This is a genomic window from Robbsia sp. KACC 23696 (assembly GCF_039852015.1).
In the GTDB taxonomy this organism is placed as follows: Bacteria; Pseudomonadota; Gammaproteobacteria; order Burkholderiales; family Burkholderiaceae; genus Robbsia.
The window spans coordinates 66,360-82,291 of record NZ_CP156627.1 but is presented as its reverse complement, the minus strand read 5'-3'; the positions used below and the strand labels follow the sequence as shown (position 1 = coordinate 82,291).

15 protein-coding genes are annotated in these 15,932 nt (G+C 62.2%); 9 read left to right on the top strand and 6 right to left on the bottom strand.

Features of this window, described 5'->3' with window-relative positions:
• Position 1: 1 nt before the first annotated feature.
• On the top strand, positions 2 to 1,417 hold the full coding sequence (locus tag ABEG21_RS15225; protein ID WP_347557489.1) for an MFS transporter: 1,416 nt from the start codon (positions 2 to 4) through the stop codon (positions 1,415 to 1,417).
• A gap of 10 nt (positions 1,418 to 1,427) precedes the next feature.
• On the opposite strand, the gene ABEG21_RS15220 is transcribed toward ABEG21_RS15225, so the two are convergent.
• From ABEG21_RS15220 to ABEG21_RS15210, 3 genes are read right to left on the bottom strand one after another with little or no spacing between them, the layout of a single operon-like run.
• Entirely contained in the window at positions 1,428 to 2,354 is a 927-nt protein-coding gene (locus ABEG21_RS15220; RefSeq protein WP_347557488.1) for a LysR family transcriptional regulator, read from the bottom strand.
• A gap of 19 nt (positions 2,355 to 2,373) precedes the next feature.
• On the bottom strand, positions 2,374 to 3,333 hold the full coding sequence (locus tag ABEG21_RS15215; protein WP_347557487.1) for a 3-hydroxyacyl-CoA dehydrogenase: 960 nt from the start codon (positions 3,331 to 3,333) through the stop codon (positions 2,374 to 2,376).
• 56 nt (positions 3,334 to 3,389) lie between these two features.
• On the bottom strand, positions 3,390 to 4,151 hold the full coding sequence (locus tag ABEG21_RS15210; protein WP_347557486.1) for an SDR family NAD(P)-dependent oxidoreductase: 762 nt from the start codon (positions 4,149 to 4,151) through the stop codon (positions 3,390 to 3,392).
• 227 nt (positions 4,152 to 4,378) lie between these two features.
• Here ABEG21_RS15210 and ABEG21_RS15205 point away from each other — a divergent pair, with 227 nt between their 5' ends.
• Together ABEG21_RS15205 and ABEG21_RS15200 are read left to right on the top strand one after the other, a co-directional pair.
• Entirely contained in the window at positions 4,379 to 5,497 is a 1,119-nt protein-coding gene (locus ABEG21_RS15205) for a LacI family DNA-binding transcriptional regulator (protein WP_347557485.1), read from the top strand.
• 132 nt (positions 5,498 to 5,629) lie between these two features.
• Positions 5,630 to 5,830, top strand: a complete 201-nt coding sequence (locus ABEG21_RS15200; protein WP_347557484.1) for a hypothetical protein — start codon at positions 5,630 to 5,632, stop codon at positions 5,828 to 5,830.
• Positions 5,831 to 5,867: 37 nt separating this feature from the next.
• Here ABEG21_RS15200 and ABEG21_RS15195 read toward each other — a convergent pair whose 3' ends face one another.
• Positions 5,868 to 6,617 carry an SDR family oxidoreductase gene (locus tag ABEG21_RS15195; protein WP_347557483.1) on the bottom strand — a complete coding sequence of 250 codons (750 nt, stop codon included), beginning with the start codon at positions 6,615 to 6,617 and terminating at the stop codon, positions 5,868 to 5,870.
• A gap of 146 nt (positions 6,618 to 6,763) precedes the next feature.
• On the opposite strand from ABEG21_RS15195, the gene ABEG21_RS15190 reads away from it, so the two are divergent.
• From ABEG21_RS15190 to ABEG21_RS15180, 3 genes are read left to right on the top strand one after another with little or no spacing between them, the layout of a single operon-like run.
• Entirely contained in the window at positions 6,764 to 7,861 is a 1,098-nt protein-coding gene (locus ABEG21_RS15190) for an ABC transporter permease (RefSeq protein WP_347557482.1), read from the top strand.
• Positions 7,851 to 8,720: an ABC transporter ATP-binding protein gene (locus tag ABEG21_RS15185; RefSeq protein WP_347557481.1), complete on the top strand. Its 870-nt coding sequence runs from the start codon at positions 7,851 to 7,853 to the stop codon at positions 8,718 to 8,720. Before ABEG21_RS15190 ends, ABEG21_RS15185 begins: the two co-directional genes overlap by 11 nt.
• Positions 8,717 to 9,724: an ABC transporter substrate-binding protein gene (locus ABEG21_RS15180; protein WP_347557480.1), complete on the top strand. Its 1,008-nt coding sequence runs from the start codon at positions 8,717 to 8,719 to the stop codon at positions 9,722 to 9,724. Before ABEG21_RS15185 ends, ABEG21_RS15180 begins: the two co-directional genes overlap by 4 nt.
• Before the next feature lie 89 nt (positions 9,725 to 9,813).
• On the opposite strand, the gene ABEG21_RS15175 is transcribed toward ABEG21_RS15180, so the two are convergent.
• A complete protein-coding gene (locus ABEG21_RS15175; protein ID WP_347557479.1) occupies positions 9,814 to 11,196 on the bottom strand; it encodes an LLM class flavin-dependent oxidoreductase in 1,383 nt (460 codons plus the stop codon).
• Positions 11,197 to 11,538: 342 nt separating this feature from the next.
• Between ABEG21_RS15175 and ABEG21_RS15170 the strand changes: the two genes are divergently transcribed.
• The 3 genes from ABEG21_RS15170 to ABEG21_RS15160 are packed head-to-tail and all read left to right on the top strand — an operon-like array spanning position 11,539 to position 14,596.
• Positions 11,539 to 12,729, top strand: coding sequence for a glycine betaine/L-proline ABC transporter ATP-binding protein (locus tag ABEG21_RS15170; RefSeq protein ID WP_347557478.1), 1,191 nt, complete (start codon positions 11,539 to 11,541; stop codon positions 12,727 to 12,729).
• Entirely contained in the window at positions 12,722 to 13,624 is a 903-nt protein-coding gene (gene choW / locus ABEG21_RS15165; RefSeq protein ID WP_347557477.1) for a choline ABC transporter permease subunit, read from the top strand. The genes ABEG21_RS15170 and choW overlap by 8 nt, the downstream gene beginning before the upstream one ends.
• Positions 13,625 to 13,630: 6 nt before the next feature.
• Positions 13,631 to 14,596, top strand: coding sequence for a GlxA family transcriptional regulator (locus tag ABEG21_RS15160; RefSeq protein ID WP_347557476.1), 966 nt, complete (start codon positions 13,631 to 13,633; stop codon positions 14,594 to 14,596).
• Between the two features lie 97 nt (positions 14,597 to 14,693).
• Here the strand turns inward: ABEG21_RS15160 and ABEG21_RS15155 are convergent, their stop codons facing one another.
• Positions 14,694 to 15,878 (bottom strand): GlxA family transcriptional regulator, encoded by a 1,185-nt coding sequence (locus ABEG21_RS15155; protein ID WP_347557475.1) that lies wholly within the window; start codon positions 15,876 to 15,878, stop codon positions 14,694 to 14,696.
• Between the last annotated feature and the right edge of the window lie 54 nt (positions 15,879 to 15,932).

Sequence of the window (15,932 nt, the reverse complement as noted above, 5' to 3'; positions counted from 1 at the left end):
AATGCCAATAAATCGAAGTGCGGTCGTGCCCGGTGGTAACGATGCGGATGCCGAAGAACGCTTGTACAAGAAGGTGTTGTGGCGCATCGTGCCGATCCTGTTCCTGTGTCATACCGTGTCTTTTCTCGATCGCGTCAATATCGGCTTCGCCAAGTTGCAGATGCTGGGCGATCTCGGTATCGGTGACTCGGCGTTTGCATTGGGCGCGAGCATGTTCTTCATCGGCTATATCGCGCTGGAGATTCCGAGTAACCTGGTCCTGCACCGCGTGGGTGCCCGGCTGTGGATCGCGCGCATCATGTTCAGTTGGGGCATCGTCTCAGTTGGGACGATGTTCACGGCCGAATTAGCGCACTTCTTCGGTTTCGGCAATGCGACGATGTTCTACATCATGCGCTTGCTGTTGGGTTGCTGCGAAGCCGGTTTCTATCCAGGGATGCTGCTGTATATCAACTATTGGTTTCCGTCGCATCGGCAGACGAAGATGACATCGGGCTTGTTGCTGGCCTTGCCGCTGAGTCTTGTATTCGGGGGACCGCTGTCGGGATGGCTGATGCATCAGTCGCAAGGCTGGTTCGGGTACGATGGCTGGCAATGGATGTTGGCGATCGAAGGCACGCCGGCCATTCTCCTGGCGTTCTGGGTGTACTTCGGTTTGTCCGACAATATCGCGAAAACGCCCTGGCTCACCGCCGACGAGAAGCACATGCTGGAGCGCAATCTGCGCGCGGAGCAGGGCGGCAAATCGTTCCATTTCGGTGCAGCGATACGCGACTATCGTGTCTGGGTGGTTGCCGGCATTATCTTCAGTTATGCAACCGGCTTCTACGGCCTGTCGTTCTGGCTGCCGTCGATCATTCGCGAATCGGGTGTGCGCGATACGCTGTCGATCGGCTTGTTGTCGGCGATTCCCTTCGTCGCCGCTGCCGTATCGATGGTCTTCAACACCTGGCATTCGAGCAAGACGGGCGAACGGCGTTGGCATGCCGCGGTACCGGCATTTGCCGGCTCGCTCGGCCTGATTCTCAGCGCGGCGTTTCAACACAATCTGCCGCTGGCGATGGCCTTCCTTAGCCTTGCGGCGGCGGGCATCATCGGCTTGACGCCGGTCGTGTGGACCTATCCCGGCAGCCTGTTGACCGGCACGGCCGCTGCGGCCGGCATCGCAATGATCAATTCCTTCGGCAGCCTATCGGGCATCGCGGGGTCGATGATCACCAATGTGATGCGTCAGTTGACCGGCAATCTCAATAATGGCACGTATGCCTTGGGGGCCGTGCTGGCATGCACTGGGATTCTGATTCTGTGTTTGCCGGCCGCGACATTCGCCGAGGCGCGCGCGCGGGGAGAGGTCGGCGCGAGTGCCGGTCCGGAGGAAGAGGAAGACCGTGTGCTGTCGAAGACGGCCGCGCTGTGACGTGCAGGGGTCAGCTTGCGGTGCGCCAGATGCCTTTTCGTACCAAGGCATCCGTTTCTTCTCGGACGATCCGGTACAGCGCCTTCATGGCGAGCGTGGCCTCTTTTCTGGGAGAGAACGCGATCGACAGGACACCCGATAGCGTCGGGTCGACGATGGGCCGCCCCTCTAACGTGCCCCGTTCAATGCGTCGGCTGACGGCCGCATACGGGGCAATACTGAAGCCTTCCCCGGCTTCCACCAAATCCAGTATTGCCACCATCGCATCGATCTCGATGGCGATATTGAGTTTCGACGAAAGATGCAGGGCTGCATTCTCGGCGAGCGTGCGCAGACCATGGGGGCGCGCGGGCAGGATCCAGGGCAGGTCGATCGTTTGCGCGAAAGGGATGCTCTCGTCTTGGTCGCTCCCGGGCATCGTGCCAGGGGCACCGATCAGCAGCATCTGGTCCGATAGCAAGGGCTCGATATTGACGGTATGCACGGTGGACGCGTTATACAAGACGCTGATGTCCAACTGGCCGGTCATCAGCCACTCCAGCAGATAGCCGCTGAAGCTTTCGCGCAGCGTCAGCCGGACTTCGGGAAACGCGATGCGGAAGCGCTGCGTCAGAGGCACCGACAGGAATTCACCGAGCATCGGCGGCATACCCATCGTCACCGTGCCGCCCGGAATCGAGCGTAGCGCTTGCATTTGATTGGCGAGCGTATCGCTTCGATTGACGATATCGCTGGCGCCGATCAAAAACTTCTTGCCGACATCGGTCAATTGCATGCCGTGTCCGGTGCGGTACAGCAGCGAGACGCCGAGCGTTTGCTCCAACGTCTGCACGTGTCGCGTCAGCATCGATTGGCTGACGCCGAGGATCGCCGACGCGCGCGAGAGGCTGCCTTCGCGCGCGACTATCTCGAAATATTTGAGTTGTTTGAGCTCCAATTGCGCATCGCCTTTCACTTTACTTCGACGTCGCGTGCCGACGCTGCACGGCGAATGCCATCAATTGTTCGTCGCGCCAATCGCGTCGGCTGGCCAGGTCGTCCGCAGACAGATGTTGACGTCGGTCCGCTTCGACACTGGCGATCCAGTCGGCGTCCCAAGGCCCGTCACCGTCGCGTGACGCGATGATTTCATGGTAAAGCGGACCGAGGCGACGGGCGTAGTCGGCCACGCCGCCCGGCGCGTTCAGATCAATCGTCTCAAAAGGCCCCATGAAAGACCAGCGCCATCCCAAGCCGTCCCGCACCGTCTTGTCGATATCCTCGCAACTGGCAATGCCGTCCCGCTGCAAGGCCCAGGCTTCGCGCAGCAACGCAGCCTGCAGGCGATTCAATACGAAACCCTGGATTTCCTTTTTTACGTGCACGACACTCTGACCGATGCCGCGCATCAAACGGTCCGTGAAAGCGATCGTCTCGGAAGAAGTCTGTGTCGAGGGCACGATTTCCACGACCGGTACGAGGTAGGGCGGGTTCACCGGATGCGCGATCAGCACGCGCGGCGAAATGCGCAAATCATTCGCGAAGAGGGAGGCTTGAATGCCGGAGCTGGAACTGCCGATGATCACCGTATCGTCGGCGCAGGCATCGATCGATTCCAGCAGGGTTCGCTTGACGTCGACGCGCTCCAGCACCGACTCCTGAACGTAAGCGACACCGTCCAGCGCGGCGTCGAGCGTGGGTGCGAGCGAGAGTCGGCGGATGACGGTGTCCGGCGACTCGTCGAGGAGGCCGTGCCGGTGCAGTGCGGCCAATTGGTCCGCCGCCCAGGGAATCGCCTTCGCGGCGATCTCGGCGTTGGCGTCGTAGATCCGGACGCTCAGACCGGCACGTGCGAACGCGATGGCCCACCCCGCGCCGACCAGTCCTGCGCCCACGATGGCGACCGGCTTGTTCGCGGTCAGTGTCGATGCATTCACGGTGATATCTCCAATGACAAGGGGCCGGCTGACGCGGCCCCACTGCTAAGAGGCACTCAGACGGCCGTCCAGCCGCCGTCGAGCATCAAGGCACTGCCAGTCATCAACGCCGACGCGTCGCTGGCGAGAAACACGATAGCGCCCATGATGTCCTCGATGCGGCCGACGCGTCCGAGTGCGATTTTGCTGCATACCCATTCCCGGAAGCCCGGCTCACGGAACATGTCGGCCGTGAATGCGGTCTCGACAAACGTCGGGCAGACGGTATTGACGCGAATGCCATGCGGACCAAGCTCCCACGCGAGCGACTTGCTCATCCCTTCGATCGCGTGTTTCGATGCGCAATAGACGGTTCGCCTCGGGCTCCCGACATGGCCCATTTGCGATGAAATGGTGATGATCGAGCCGCCTTTTCCCGCGGCGATCATCTTTTTAGAGACCGTTCGACAAAGCCGAAATGCCGCTTTGACGTTGAGATCGAACACGGCGTCGATATCGGCATCTTCGACATCGACCAGCGCTTTGGGGCGATTCGTGCCCGCGCTGTTGACGACGATGTCGAAATCCGGTGCGTCGCGCAGTGCCGCGTCCAGTGCCGCGGCGTCGGTGACATCGACGCAGAGGTAGCGGCTCCGGCCGCCGGCGTCGTCGATTTCCGCACAGGCCGCCGCCAGGGCATCGCGAGAGCGCGCTAGCAGGGTGACGTCGGCGCCCGCCTGGGCAAGCGCGGCCGCTGCCGCCAAGCCCAGTCCACGCCCTGCGCCGGTGACCAGCGCCGATTTGCCGTTCAAGGAGAAAGGAGGGGTTTGCGGCAGCATGCGTGCTCCGTTATGGGCGAGATCGGCATCTCAAAAAGGAAGCCGGCATCCGCCTCGGAAAGGTCCGTCGACGCGATGAACCGGGCGACACGGGCGGATTCGTCGAAGCAAAATATAGCGCAAACGGCCCATGCAAATGCAATGCAAAAGCTAGGAAATTACCCTCGATTACTAGGCAAGCTACTGAAAAGACGTTAGATTATTTTATCGAGATGGAGGAGGCTTGCATGCAAACGAGCGCAAGTGAGGCGTTATCGGCAGACGCGCAGGCTGAAACGGATTCGCATTCCGCGCCGCTACCGGCCGTGAGATTGAAGGACGTCGCGGATGAATTGCGCATCTCGATATCGACCGTGTCACGTTCCCTTGCCGGGCATCCCGCGATCAGCGAAGCGACGCGCGAGGCGGTGCGTGCGACGGCCGCCCGCCTTGGCTATCGCGTGCCCGCGCAGGGACCGCGCAGTCGTCGGACGGCGACCAAGCTGGTCGGCGTCGTCGTGGGCGCGTTGCACAATCCCTTTATGACGGTGCTCTTGACGCATTTGTATGAAGCGCTGAACGCGCACGGGTATCAAATTGCTTTGATGATCGACCCGATGACCGAGCCCGGCCGGATCATGACTTTTCGACCGTTGATCGATGGCTATCTCGATGGACTGATATTCGCGACCGCCACGCTCGACTCGCCGATCGTGGCCGAGATGCAGCGTCGGGGCGTGCCGCTGGCCTTGGTCGTGCGCGCCGTCGAGAATGTGCCGGTGGATACGGTGGAAATCGACAACGTGCATGCGGGCGCCTTGGCTGCCGAGCATCTTTATCAATTGGGGCATCGACGAATCGGACTGGTCATGGGGCCGCGAAATACATCGACCAGTCGCGATCGCGCGCAAGGGGTGGTCGGCTGGCTTGCCGACAACGGTGTCGCGCCGGATAATCTCGCTTTGGTGTGGGGCGACTATACGTCGGAGGCGGGTTATTCCAGCGCGGTTTCGATGGTGGGCGGTGCCAGCCCGGTCACGGCGATCGTCGCCGGAAACGATACGATAGCGCTGGGCGTGCTGGAAGCGGCGAAGCGCTACGGGGTGCCGGTGCCGGGCCGTCTATCCGTCGTCGGTTTTGACGACATGCCGCTTGCCGGGTCGCCCCTGGTGCGGCTGACCTCGATTCGCCAGCCGGTCGCGTTGATGGCGCAAACGGCGGCGCGGCGCTTGGTCGATCGGATCAAGACCGGGAGCATTGCTGCCGCGGTACGCGACGTTTTACCGGTGCATTTGGTCTGCCGCGACACGACCGGTCCCTGCCCCGATAGCGGTCTCGAGTCGGGCGATGAAAGTCGGCGCAACTGATTTTGCGCGCGGGTGTCCTGAAGGAGGGCGGCGATCCGCCACGGCATGACCCCGCGTCGCTGCCCCGTTTTTACGACGGGCGACGGTTGGATTGCTATATGATGCGGATTCTGACGTCTTTTTCTATACATCATGTTCACTTGCATCAATCAACCCTGCGGCGCGGAATGGCGACTGTCGGATGTCGACATCCACAACGAGGGCCAAGGACTGTTGTTCCGCTGCCCGATGTGCGGCGCGCGCAACCACGTGAAGCAAGGGCCGGCGCTCCCGGACGGAACGCCCAGCTATAAGCAGATTTCGAAGGCGGAAGCGGCGGGCGGCGCGGCCTGACCCGATCGACGAAGGCCTTCGGGCTTTTTGTATCACCTCAATTCGGATATCCCGGGCCGCCGCCGTCGACGGCAAGCTTGGACGCATTGACGAAACGGGACGCGTCCGACAGCAGATAGCTCACCGCATCTGCGACATCGTCGGCCTCGCCCGGGCCGCCCAAGGCAATCTTGCTATACGGGTCGGCCTCGCTCCCTTTGCCCGCGGTTTTTTCCATCTGCTCATAACGTGGCGTCCGGATCGGACCGGGTGCGACGGTATTCGCCCTGATGCCGAAGCGGCCATAGCGACGACCAATACCTTGTATCAATAGATCGAGTGCGGCATTGACGCTCGCGCCCGGAAAATGATTGGGTGGCGGATCGATGCCGCCGCGGCCACTGATCGCGACAATGCTGCCTTGTTTCTGTTCGATCAAGGTCGGTAACGCCGCCCGAATCACGCGAACCGAGCCGAGCAGCTTGGCATCCAGCACGCGCTGCCAATCCTCATCCTGCAAATCGAGAAAGTCACCGAAGGCGCCGACATTGGTGCTGACGACCACGCCATCGATACGACCATGACGACCGACGATATCGGCGGCCGCGCGGACCACTGCATCGTTGTCCGTAATATCGAGCGGCACGATCTCGATATCCGGTGTTTCAGGAAAGTGCGCACGCGATACGGTACGCCCGGAGGCGATGACGCGCGCGCCTTGGTCCGCGAGTCGCTTTGCCGTTGCGCCGCCTAACGCACCGGACGCGCCGGTGACCCAATACACCTTGCCGCGATGGGTTTGTGACATGAAACACTCCTCGAATATGAGATGCCTTTTTCAGCGGGCGATCCTTTGCTAAGCAGTATAGGATTCGACGAAAGATCCGGGTAATGCAAATTCCTGCTTTGCTTTCGCGATATGCATGGTTTGGGTCGCCGGCTGCGGATTGGAGAATGCGCTTAAAGCATGATGCGCTGTTTCGAGACATCGTGCTGTGCATGCATCGGCTGGACGTGCCGTTTTCCACCGTTCCCGGGAAATGCGATCGTGACGATCGATCCTCCGCGGCGCGGCTGCCGAATCCATTCCATTTCCGCGAGAGGAGGGCGGCGCATATGAGCATGCCCGAGTACAAGCTAAGCACCGCGTCGCTGGACGCGCTGGATGGCCACACCGTGTCATCGCGGCATGCCGCAGCACGTTCCGTTGCCGATTCGTCGGAGAAACGCCCATTGCGTCGTATCGATCTGCCTGCGGGCAATACGATATCCCGGTTTGGCACGCATGCGGTGCAATGGCGCGGGCGTGCCTTGCGTCTCGCGGTGCCGCTGCTTATCGTGCTGATCTGGCAATGGGTGTGCGCGACCGGTCGCGTGGCGCCACAGACGTTGCCGTCGCCGGCCGATATCGTCGCAGCTTTTCGCGAAATATCACAGGACGGCGAACTGGCCGCTGCGATTGTCGTGTCGCTCTGGCGTGCCGCCGATGGACTCGCCATCGGCGGCGGTATCGGCCTGATATTGGGATTGGTCGCCGGATTCTGGAAACTCGGGGAAGAGATCGCCGATTCGCCGCTACAGATGCTGAGAACGATTCCCTTCATCGCACTGATCCCCTTGTTCATCACGTGGTTCGGGATCGGCGAGGGTGCAAAACTCGCGGTGATCGTGGCCGCGTGTATCGTGCCGATGTATTTGAGTACCTTCGCCGGCGTGCGTGGCGTCGATCCCAAATTAATCGAAGCGGCGCGGATGTTCGGATTGGGCGGCGCAGGCACGGCGTGGCGGATCGTGTTGCCCACCGCCTTGCCGGGCATTCTGGTTGGCGTGCGGTACGCGTCGGGTGTCGCCTTGCTCGCGCTGGTCGTGGCCGAACAGATCAATGCACAGAACGGCATCGGCTACATCGTGATCAATGCAAACCAGAATCAGCGTCCCGACATCATCATCGCCGGCATCGTCGTCTATGCCGCGCTCGGCATCCTGACCGATCTGATGCTGCGTGTCGTCGAACAGTTGGCACTACCTTGGAGGGCTCGCCTTGCGCTTTGATTCCGTCTCATTTTCTCCGCCGTCGCCGTGGGCCGGCGAGTCGCTCGATGCAGGATTACTGGCGCCGGAAGGGACAGCCGACTGGCATGTCGGTGTGTCCGACAGGGTGCCCGGCCCGACGGTGCGGTCCTCCCTCGGACGCGCCGAGCTGACCGAAGAAGCCGTCACGATGCGCGATGTGCAACATGCCTTCGATGGACGGACCGTGTTGAAAGGCATCGACCTGACCGTGCGTAGTGGCGAATTCGTCTCCTTGATCGGTGCGTCCGGCGCCGGGAAGACCACGCTACTACGGATCCTGGCGGGGCTCGAGCGCGCGGACCAGGGCCACATCCGCGTACCGCAGGTCCGTTCCGTCGTCTTTCAGGAGCCGCGGCTCGTGCCATCGCGCCGTGTCTGGCGCAATGTCGTGATCGGGCATCCGCGCATTCGCTCGGCGCGCCCCGATGCCGTGCGGGCACTCGGCGAGGTCGGGCTCGATCGCCATGCCGACGGTTGGCCACGCACGCTGTCCGGCGGCGAGGCGCAGCGGGTAGCGTTGGCCCGTGCCTTGGTGACCGAGCCCGGTTTGCTCCTGCTCGATGAGCCTTTCGCCGCGCTCGACGCGTTGACGCGGATGCGGATGGTCGATTTGGTAGGGGATCTCTGGCGCAAGCACCGTCCGGCGGTGGTGCTCGTCACCCATGACTTGGACGAAGCGATGCAATTGTCCGATCGGATCGTCGTCTTAAAAAACGGCGCCATCGATACCGATATCGACGTGGCGAAAGCGCTCGGCACCTTCCAAGCCTTGGCGCCCGACCGGGCGAGGCTGGCACTGCGCACCACGCTGTTGGCGGCGCTGGGGGTGACGCCATGAAGCGCGGCGCGAAGGCGCTGTTGTCGATGGCGGTAGGCCTGTCGTTGACAACGGCCGTGGCGCAAAGCGCGCTGGCCGCCGAGCCGATCACGTTGCAGATCGGAACGCAAGATCCCGCCTGGCCGCTGATCATCGATGCCTCTCATGTTCTGGACGGAACGCCCTACAAGGTCAAATGGGCCGTGTTGACCGGACCGGCCGCGCAGCTTTCCGCGCTGTATTCGAAGGTGCTCGATGTCGGTTTGATGGGCGACACCTCGCTGATTGTCGAGCAGGGCAATGCGCGGGAAGCGTGGACGGCGCAAAACGCGCCGCTGCGCATTGTGGCGGCGTGGCGCAATCCCGATGCCCGTTTCCCGCCGATCGTGACCGCCGTGCGAACGACGTCCGGCATCACGACGCCGGCGCAATTGAAGGGGCATACGTGGGGCTATAACTTCGGTGGCTTCAATTATCTGCAATATGTATTGTCGTATGTCCATGCCGGCTTGCGACCGAAGGATATCCAGGCGGTCCGATTCGGCGATGGCAATGTCTCCGCCTCGGCGTTCGCGTCGGGACAGGTGGATGTCTATTCGGGCGGTGTCGGGCCGATAAAGGAAGTGCTCGATCGCGGGGAGGCAAAAGTCCTGTATAAAAGCGACGATTTGCAGATCCCCGCCTTGTCGGTCTTTGCGGCACGAAGCGATGTGTTGAACGATCCGGCAAAGCAGCAGGCGCTCGGTGATTTTCTGACACGCGTGAGTCGGTCGTGGGTATGGTGGGCATCGCATAAGGATGCGGTTCAGCAGATCTACCAGGAACGCATCAAGCAAACCCCGGCGCGTGCGAAATATGCCGCGGACAGCGGTGCCTCGGTGTTTTATCCGCTCGATCAAACGTTGTTCGTCAGCGAGCAGAAGATCGCCGATACCCTGGCCAAATCGGGCGACATCAAGCGATCCATCAAGGTCGATATCGAATTCGATCCGCGTTACAACGCGCAGATCGTGCCCAAGCCTTGACGTAAAAAAGCCTTCGCATCGCAAGGATGTGAAGGCTCGGCATGATTACGCCTGCGCACGGGGCAATACCGGTCAGGCCGCGATGCGTATCACTCGGCCGAGGCGCGTGCCTCGCCGGCGCGCAACGCGGCGTCCGCGTCGGCGACATTCATCGATGCGGCGGCATAACGGCTTTCCGGCCTCGGCAAACCGTAATGCTCCCGCAGCGTCCTACCTTCGTAGTCGGTGCGGAAGATCCCCTTGCGTTGCAGCAGCGGTACGACATGATCGACAAACGCGGCGAGCCCGGACGGAAACACATCGGCGTTCAGATTAAAACCATCGGCACCGCGCTGCAGGAACCATGTCTCGATATTGTCGGCGATCTGCTCGGGCGTCCCGACGATCATCCGATGCGCGCCGGGATTCCGATCGAGCAGGTCCCGCACCGTCAAGTTCTCCGCTTTTGCCAATTGCAGCGTGGCGTCGACGAACCCGGTCGAACGATGGGTGCGATGACTGGCCGCAATCAGCGCATACGGCAGCGGGGCGTCCAAGCTCAGAGCGTCCGCATCGATACCCAAGGCATGGGCGAACTTGTTCAGCTCGTTGCTGCGATCGAGCAGTGCATCCATTTCGGCTTTTCGCGACAAGGCCTCGGCGACCGTGCCGCCGATGACCGGATAGAGTCCTGGCAAGATCAACAGATGATCGGGGTCACGGCCGAAGGCGCGTGCGCGCGACTTGAGGTCGGCGTAGTACTGCTGCGCGCCGGATAGCGTCGTCTGCGCCGTAAATACCGCATCGACATGGCGCGCGGCCAATGTCTTGCCGGCATCGGAGCCGCCGGCCTGGATCAGAACCGGGCGGCCTTGCGGGCTGCGCGGCACGTTCAACGGGCCTTCGACGTCGAAGAAACGGTCGTGATGCGCAATCGCGTGGACGCGGGCGACGTCCGCGTATCGTCCAGTGGCGCCGTCTCCGAGCAGCGCACCGTCTTCCCAGCTATCCCATAATGCCTTGACGACTTCGACAAACGATTCCGCCCGTTCATAGCGCGCCGATTTATCAGGCGCCGCTGCCGCCCCGAAATTCGCGGCGGCAGCGGGATCGTAGGTCGTCACGACGTTCCACGCCACGCGGCCCTTGCTCAAATGGTCCACCGAAGCGAAACGACGCGCCAGATTGAACGGATCGTTGAAGGTCGTAGAGGCGGTGCCGACGAGCCCGATCGTCGATGTGTGGCAGGCCAGGGCGGTCAACAGCACCGTGGGTTCCAGCGATTGAGAGGGGCCGCTCGCATGGCCCTGTACCGCCAGCGCGTCCGAGAGGAACACGGCGTCCAGCTTGCCGCGTTCCGCCGTCTTGGCGATCTCGACGAAAAAATCGAGGTCGACGATCGCATTCGGGCGATGCAAGGTGCGCCAGCCTGCCGGATGGCGTCCCAGGCCGGTGATATTGGTATTGAGGTGCAGCTGGCGCGCGGTGCGCATGACGGGCTCCCGATAACAATGATCGACAGAGTGTAGTTGTCGCTTGCCGCGCCGATAACGAAGCATTTCATCGATCGTTATGCGCGTCCGGCGCTCTCGGCGTGCGCGCGGGGAGCGCGCCGAGCCTGACGGGGAGGGTGCGCGGTGCGCGCCCGGATCGACACGTTAGGTATCTCAAAAGTGTTATTTATCAGATAGATAATGGGCCCGATAAGCCTTTTTAGGACGCCGCGTGTCGTTTTTCCACATGAGTTTGTCGCAATTAGGCGGTTCGCGGCACTTTTGGCTGGGAACTATGGAGGCACAGCGCGGACGCGGTCCGGCACGTCAGGAGCACAGGCGATGACATCTCCGAAGGTCGTGGTAGAGGGACTGTGCAAGGTATTCGGGAATAACCCGAAGCTTGCGCTCGACATGCTGGCCAACGGCGCGACAAAGGAAGAGGTATTCAGCCGCACCGAGCAGATCGTCGGCGTCCACAATGCGACCTTCGACGTGCAGGAAGGCGAGATCTTCGTGCTGATGGGCCTCTCCGGCTCCGGTAAATCGACGCTGATCCGGCTGATCAATCGCCTGATCGAACCGTCCGCGGGCAAGGTGCTGATCGACGGTCGCGATGTGGCGCGCGCGCATGCGTCCGAGTTGACCGCCTTGCGCCGTACCGATATGAGCATGGTGTTTCAATCCTTTGCGTTGATGCCGCAGCGCTCGGTGTTGTCGAATGCGGCCTTCGGCCTGGAGGTCGCGGGCGTGAGCCGCAAGGAGCGTGAGAAACGGGCGATGACGGTGCTGGCGCAGGTGGGGCTTGCCGCCTTCGCCCACAAGCTGCCGGCGCAGCTGTCGGGGGGAATGCAGCAGCGCGTCGGCCTGGCGCGCGCGCTGACCGTCAATCCCTCGTTGATGATCATGGACGAGGCGTTTTCGGCACTCGATCCGTTGAAGCGCAAGGAAATGCAGGACGTCTTGCTCGATCTGCAGCGCGAGCAGCGTCGCACGATCCTCTTCGTTTCGCACGATCTCGAGGAGGCGCTGCGGATCGGCAGCCGTATCGCCATCATGGAGGGCGGGCGGGTCGTGCAGATCGGCACGCCGCAGGACATCATCGCGCACCCGGCGGACGACTATGTGCGCGCCTTCTTCGACGGTATCGATACGAGCCGCTATCTGACTGCCGGCGACCTGATGCAGCAGGATGCGGTACCGGTGATTCGGGTCGATGGGGCGTCCAGCGCGCCCATCGCCGTGAGCACGGTGGCGGACACCTTGAACGGCAGCGCCGATTACGCCTTCGTTCTCGATCAGCATCATCGTATCCGCGGTTTCGTCTGTCGCGACGACAGCGGGCAGGCCTCGGCCGAATTGCTGCATACCGACTGTCTCGACACGCACGCCTCCTTGGCGCATGTGGTTTCATCCGTGGTGTCGAGCCGCTCGCCGCTGCCGGTCGTCGACGATGACGGCATCTACTGCGGTTCCGTCAATAAAACCAATGTGCTCCAGGCACTGACGCGACATCGAGGCACCCATGGCTGAACGCATCCCCCTAGGCGCTTGGGTCAATGACGGCGTCCAATACCTGCTGACACACGATGCCGCTGCCTTCGATGCCTTCGGTAAAGTCATCGAGGCGTTCGCCTCCGGCGTCGAGCACGGGCTGCAAGCGGTGCCGATGTGGTTGATGATCGCGATCTTCGTCTCGATCGGACTGTGGCGCGTCGGCTGGCGTTTCGCCTTGTTTACGTTGCTGGCCTTGCTGTTGATCGGTGGCACGGGATTTTGGGATCAGATGATCGTCACGCTTGGCCTGACATTGACGTCGACCTTGCTCAGTTTGCTGATCGGCGTCCCGTTGGGCATCTGGATGGCGAAGAATCGCCTGGTCGAAACGCTGTTGCGGCCGGTGCTCGATCTGATGCAGACGATGCCGGCATTCGTCTATCTGATTCCGGCCGCCATGCTGTTCGGTCTGGGCCGGGTGCCGGGTATCTTTTCGACGGTGATTTTTGCGATGCCGCCCGCCGTGCGTCTGACCGCGCTCGGGATCCGACATGTCAATCGCGAAATCGTCGAGGCGGGGCAGGCCTTCGGTTGCACGCCGTGGCAGTTGCTATATAAGGTTCAGTTTCCCAACGCGCTGCCGTCGATCATGACGGGCGTCAATCAGACCATCATGATGGCTTTATCGATGGTGATCATCGCGTCGATGGTCGGCGCCGGCGGGCTCGGCAACGATGTGCTGGCGGGGATTCAGCGCCTCGATGTGGGGCTGGGCTTCGAAAGCGGCCTGGCCGTCGTGCTGCTGGCGATCATCCTCGATCGCGTCACCGAAAGCTTCGGCCGCGGTCCCGGCGCGGTGCGCGCACCGTTGTTCGCAGGCTTGCGTCAGCTGTTCAAGGTGGGTCGCGCGCCCACCACGCAACAAAGCTGAGGCTGCATGAAGCGTGAGAGCGCGCTGATGTCGTCGATCGCGCACATCGGCTTTCTGACCTTGCCGAATTACTCGATGATCGCCTTCACCAGTGCCGTCGAGGTGCTGCGCATGGCGAACTATGTCGGACGCACCGAGCACTATCGGTGGTCGGTGATCACGCCGGATGGCCGGCCCGTCCAGGCGAGCAATGGCTTGACGGTCAAGCCGACGCAGACATTGGCGCAAAGCGGCATGCCGGATGTGCTGCTCGCCTGTGCCGGATGGCAGGTGCGGGACTACGTCGATGCGCAGCTTATTGCATTGCTGCGAAAGGTCGATGCGCAGAACGTGCCCTTGGGCGGTATCTGCACCGGTGCGTATGCCTTGCTCGCCGCGAATCTGCTCGATGGCTTCCAGTGCACGATTCACTGGGAAGACATGTCGCCGTTGCATGCGGACTATCCGGACGTGCATTTTGCCGACGAGTTGTTCGTGATCGATCGCACCCGCCTGACCTGCACTGGCGGCACGGCGCCGTTGGATCTGATGCTGACGTTGGTGGCCATGCGGCTCGGGCAGGCGCATGCTGCCCAGATCTCGGAGCAATTCATCGTCGAGCGTATTCGGGGCTCGAGCGACTTTCAGCCGATCCCGGTCGATGCGCGCGTTGGCTTCTCACGGCAGGAATTAATCGAAGCGGTGCGCTTGATGGAGGCGAATATCGAAGAGCCGTTGTCGCTGGATGAGTTGGCGCGGCTCGTATCGCTGTCGCAGCGGCATCTGCAGCGCATGTTCAAGCGCTTCCTGAATGTGACGCCGACGCACTACTACCTGTCGATGCGACTCCGTCGCGCACGGGATCTGCTGCGCAACTCCGATGCATCGGTCGCCCGTATTACCGCGCGCTGCGGTTTCCATTCGCCGGCGCATTTCAGCAAAGCCTATCGCCTGCAATTCGGCCATGCCCCCAGCAGTGAGCGGCATGGTTGACGCACCTGGCGCGTGCCGCACGAAAGCGCCAGCACCGCCCCGACAGCGGCTCCGACAACGACACCGACAACGACACCGACAAGCGGCGTTGTGGCCGTCACATTGCCCGCGCGCGTCCCGGAAAGGTTTCATCGAGGCGCGCCGTGTCGTCGCGTCGATCGATATGCCCGTCGCTGTTTGTTCCCGACGCAGGGTCGGCGCCCAGCGCGTCGATCGCGGTGCCGACGGCCGGCGTGGCGTGGGCTGCGAGTCCCGCTTTTCCGCGCTGTTCCCGATACATCACCGGCGGCATGCCGAATTGCTTGCGGAACTCCCGTCCCAGATGCGAGGCATCGGAAAACCCGCAACTCGATGCGATATCGGCAACGGTCTTGTCGGAACTGTTCAATAACCAGGCGGCCGTGCGCAGGCGGATCTGCTTGGCGTAAGCCTGCGGCGCCGTGCCGGTCTCCGTCTTGAAAAGGCGTTCCAGTTGTCGCGTGGACAGGTCGAGCTTCTGCGCCAGCGCATCGAGCGACAGCGAGCGGCCGACGTGCTGCTCCATCAACAGGATTGCGCGCTTGACCTTCGGGTGCGTTGCCGGTGCGAGGCCGGGGGGATGCGGTTGGGGCGCATTGCCGTTCTGGATATCGTCGACGAGCAGGATGCGCAGTGCCTTCTGTACCGTCGATGTCTCGAAATGGCGCAGCAGGATGGCGGCGGCGACATCGATCGACGCCCGTCCGCCCGAGCAGGTGATACGACGATGGTCGATGACGAAAAGGCGGTCCGCGACCAGGCGCTTCTCGTCGGCCTCCGGAAAGCGTTCGATGAAATCCCAATAATGGAACCAACTGACGCAGACGCGATAGCCATTCAACACGCCGGCACGCATCAGCGAAAAGACGCCGGTACAGAGCCCGACCAAGGTGGCGTCGCGCGCGGCGGCGGCACGGATGAATTGCAGCGTGGCATCGCCGGTGGCGGGCCCCGAGTGCAACAGCCCGCCGACGATGACGACATAGTCGAACGATTCCGCCGCATCGCCGGCTTGGCAATCCTCGTACGTGACCCAGGGCGAAATCTGGATGCCGCAACTGGCGCGTACCGGCGCAAGCGTCTCGCCGACGACCGTCCACGTGCACCGCACCGGCTTGCTGAAGTCGCCGTCGTCGGCCGACAGGCGGAGCAGATCGACGAAACCGGAAAAGGCCGTCAGCGTGAAATTCGGCAGCAGAACGATGCCGAAACGGATGCGGTCTTTGCCGGCGCCATCGGCGGAGTGGGCGGGCGAGGATTTCATGGCCACAAGGATAGCACTGTGCCTGGGCAAACCCAATATTCGCCGATGCCGCTG

Coding starts and splice junctions, on each gene's coding strand:
- ABEG21_RS15160 (WP_347557476.1), top strand. CDS start 13,631: ATGAAGCGTGAGAGCGCGCTGATGTCGTCGATCGCGCACATCGGCTTT.
- ABEG21_RS15205 (WP_347557485.1), top strand. CDS start 4,379: ATGCAAACGAGCGCAAGTGAGGCGTTATCGGCAGACGCGCAGGCTGAA.
- ABEG21_RS15170 (WP_347557478.1), top strand. CDS start 11,539: ATGACATCTCCGAAGGTCGTGGTAGAGGGACTGTGCAAGGTATTCGGG.
- ABEG21_RS15180 (WP_347557480.1), top strand. CDS start 8,717: ATGAAGCGCGGCGCGAAGGCGCTGTTGTCGATGGCGGTAGGCCTGTCG.
- ABEG21_RS15225 (WP_347557489.1), top strand. CDS start 2: ATGCCAATAAATCGAAGTGCGGTCGTGCCCGGTGGTAACGATGCGGAT.
- ABEG21_RS15210 (WP_347557486.1), bottom strand. CDS start 4,151: ATGCTGCCGCAAACCCCTCCTTTCTCCTTGAACGGCAAATCGGCGCTG.
- ABEG21_RS15195 (WP_347557483.1), bottom strand. CDS start 6,617: ATGTCACAAACCCATCGCGGCAAGGTGTATTGGGTCACCGGCGCGTCC.
- ABEG21_RS15155 (WP_347557475.1), bottom strand. CDS start 15,878: ATGAAATCCTCGCCCGCCCACTCCGCCGATGGCGCCGGCAAAGACCGC.
- choW (WP_347557477.1), top strand. CDS start 12,722: ATGGCTGAACGCATCCCCCTAGGCGCTTGGGTCAATGACGGCGTCCAA.
- ABEG21_RS15175 (WP_347557479.1), bottom strand. CDS start 11,196: ATGCGCACCGCGCGCCAGCTGCACCTCAATACCAATATCACCGGCCTG.
- ABEG21_RS15190 (WP_347557482.1), top strand. CDS start 6,764: ATGCGCTTAAAGCATGATGCGCTGTTTCGAGACATCGTGCTGTGCATG.
- ABEG21_RS15200 (WP_347557484.1), top strand. CDS start 5,630: ATGTTCACTTGCATCAATCAACCCTGCGGCGCGGAATGGCGACTGTCG.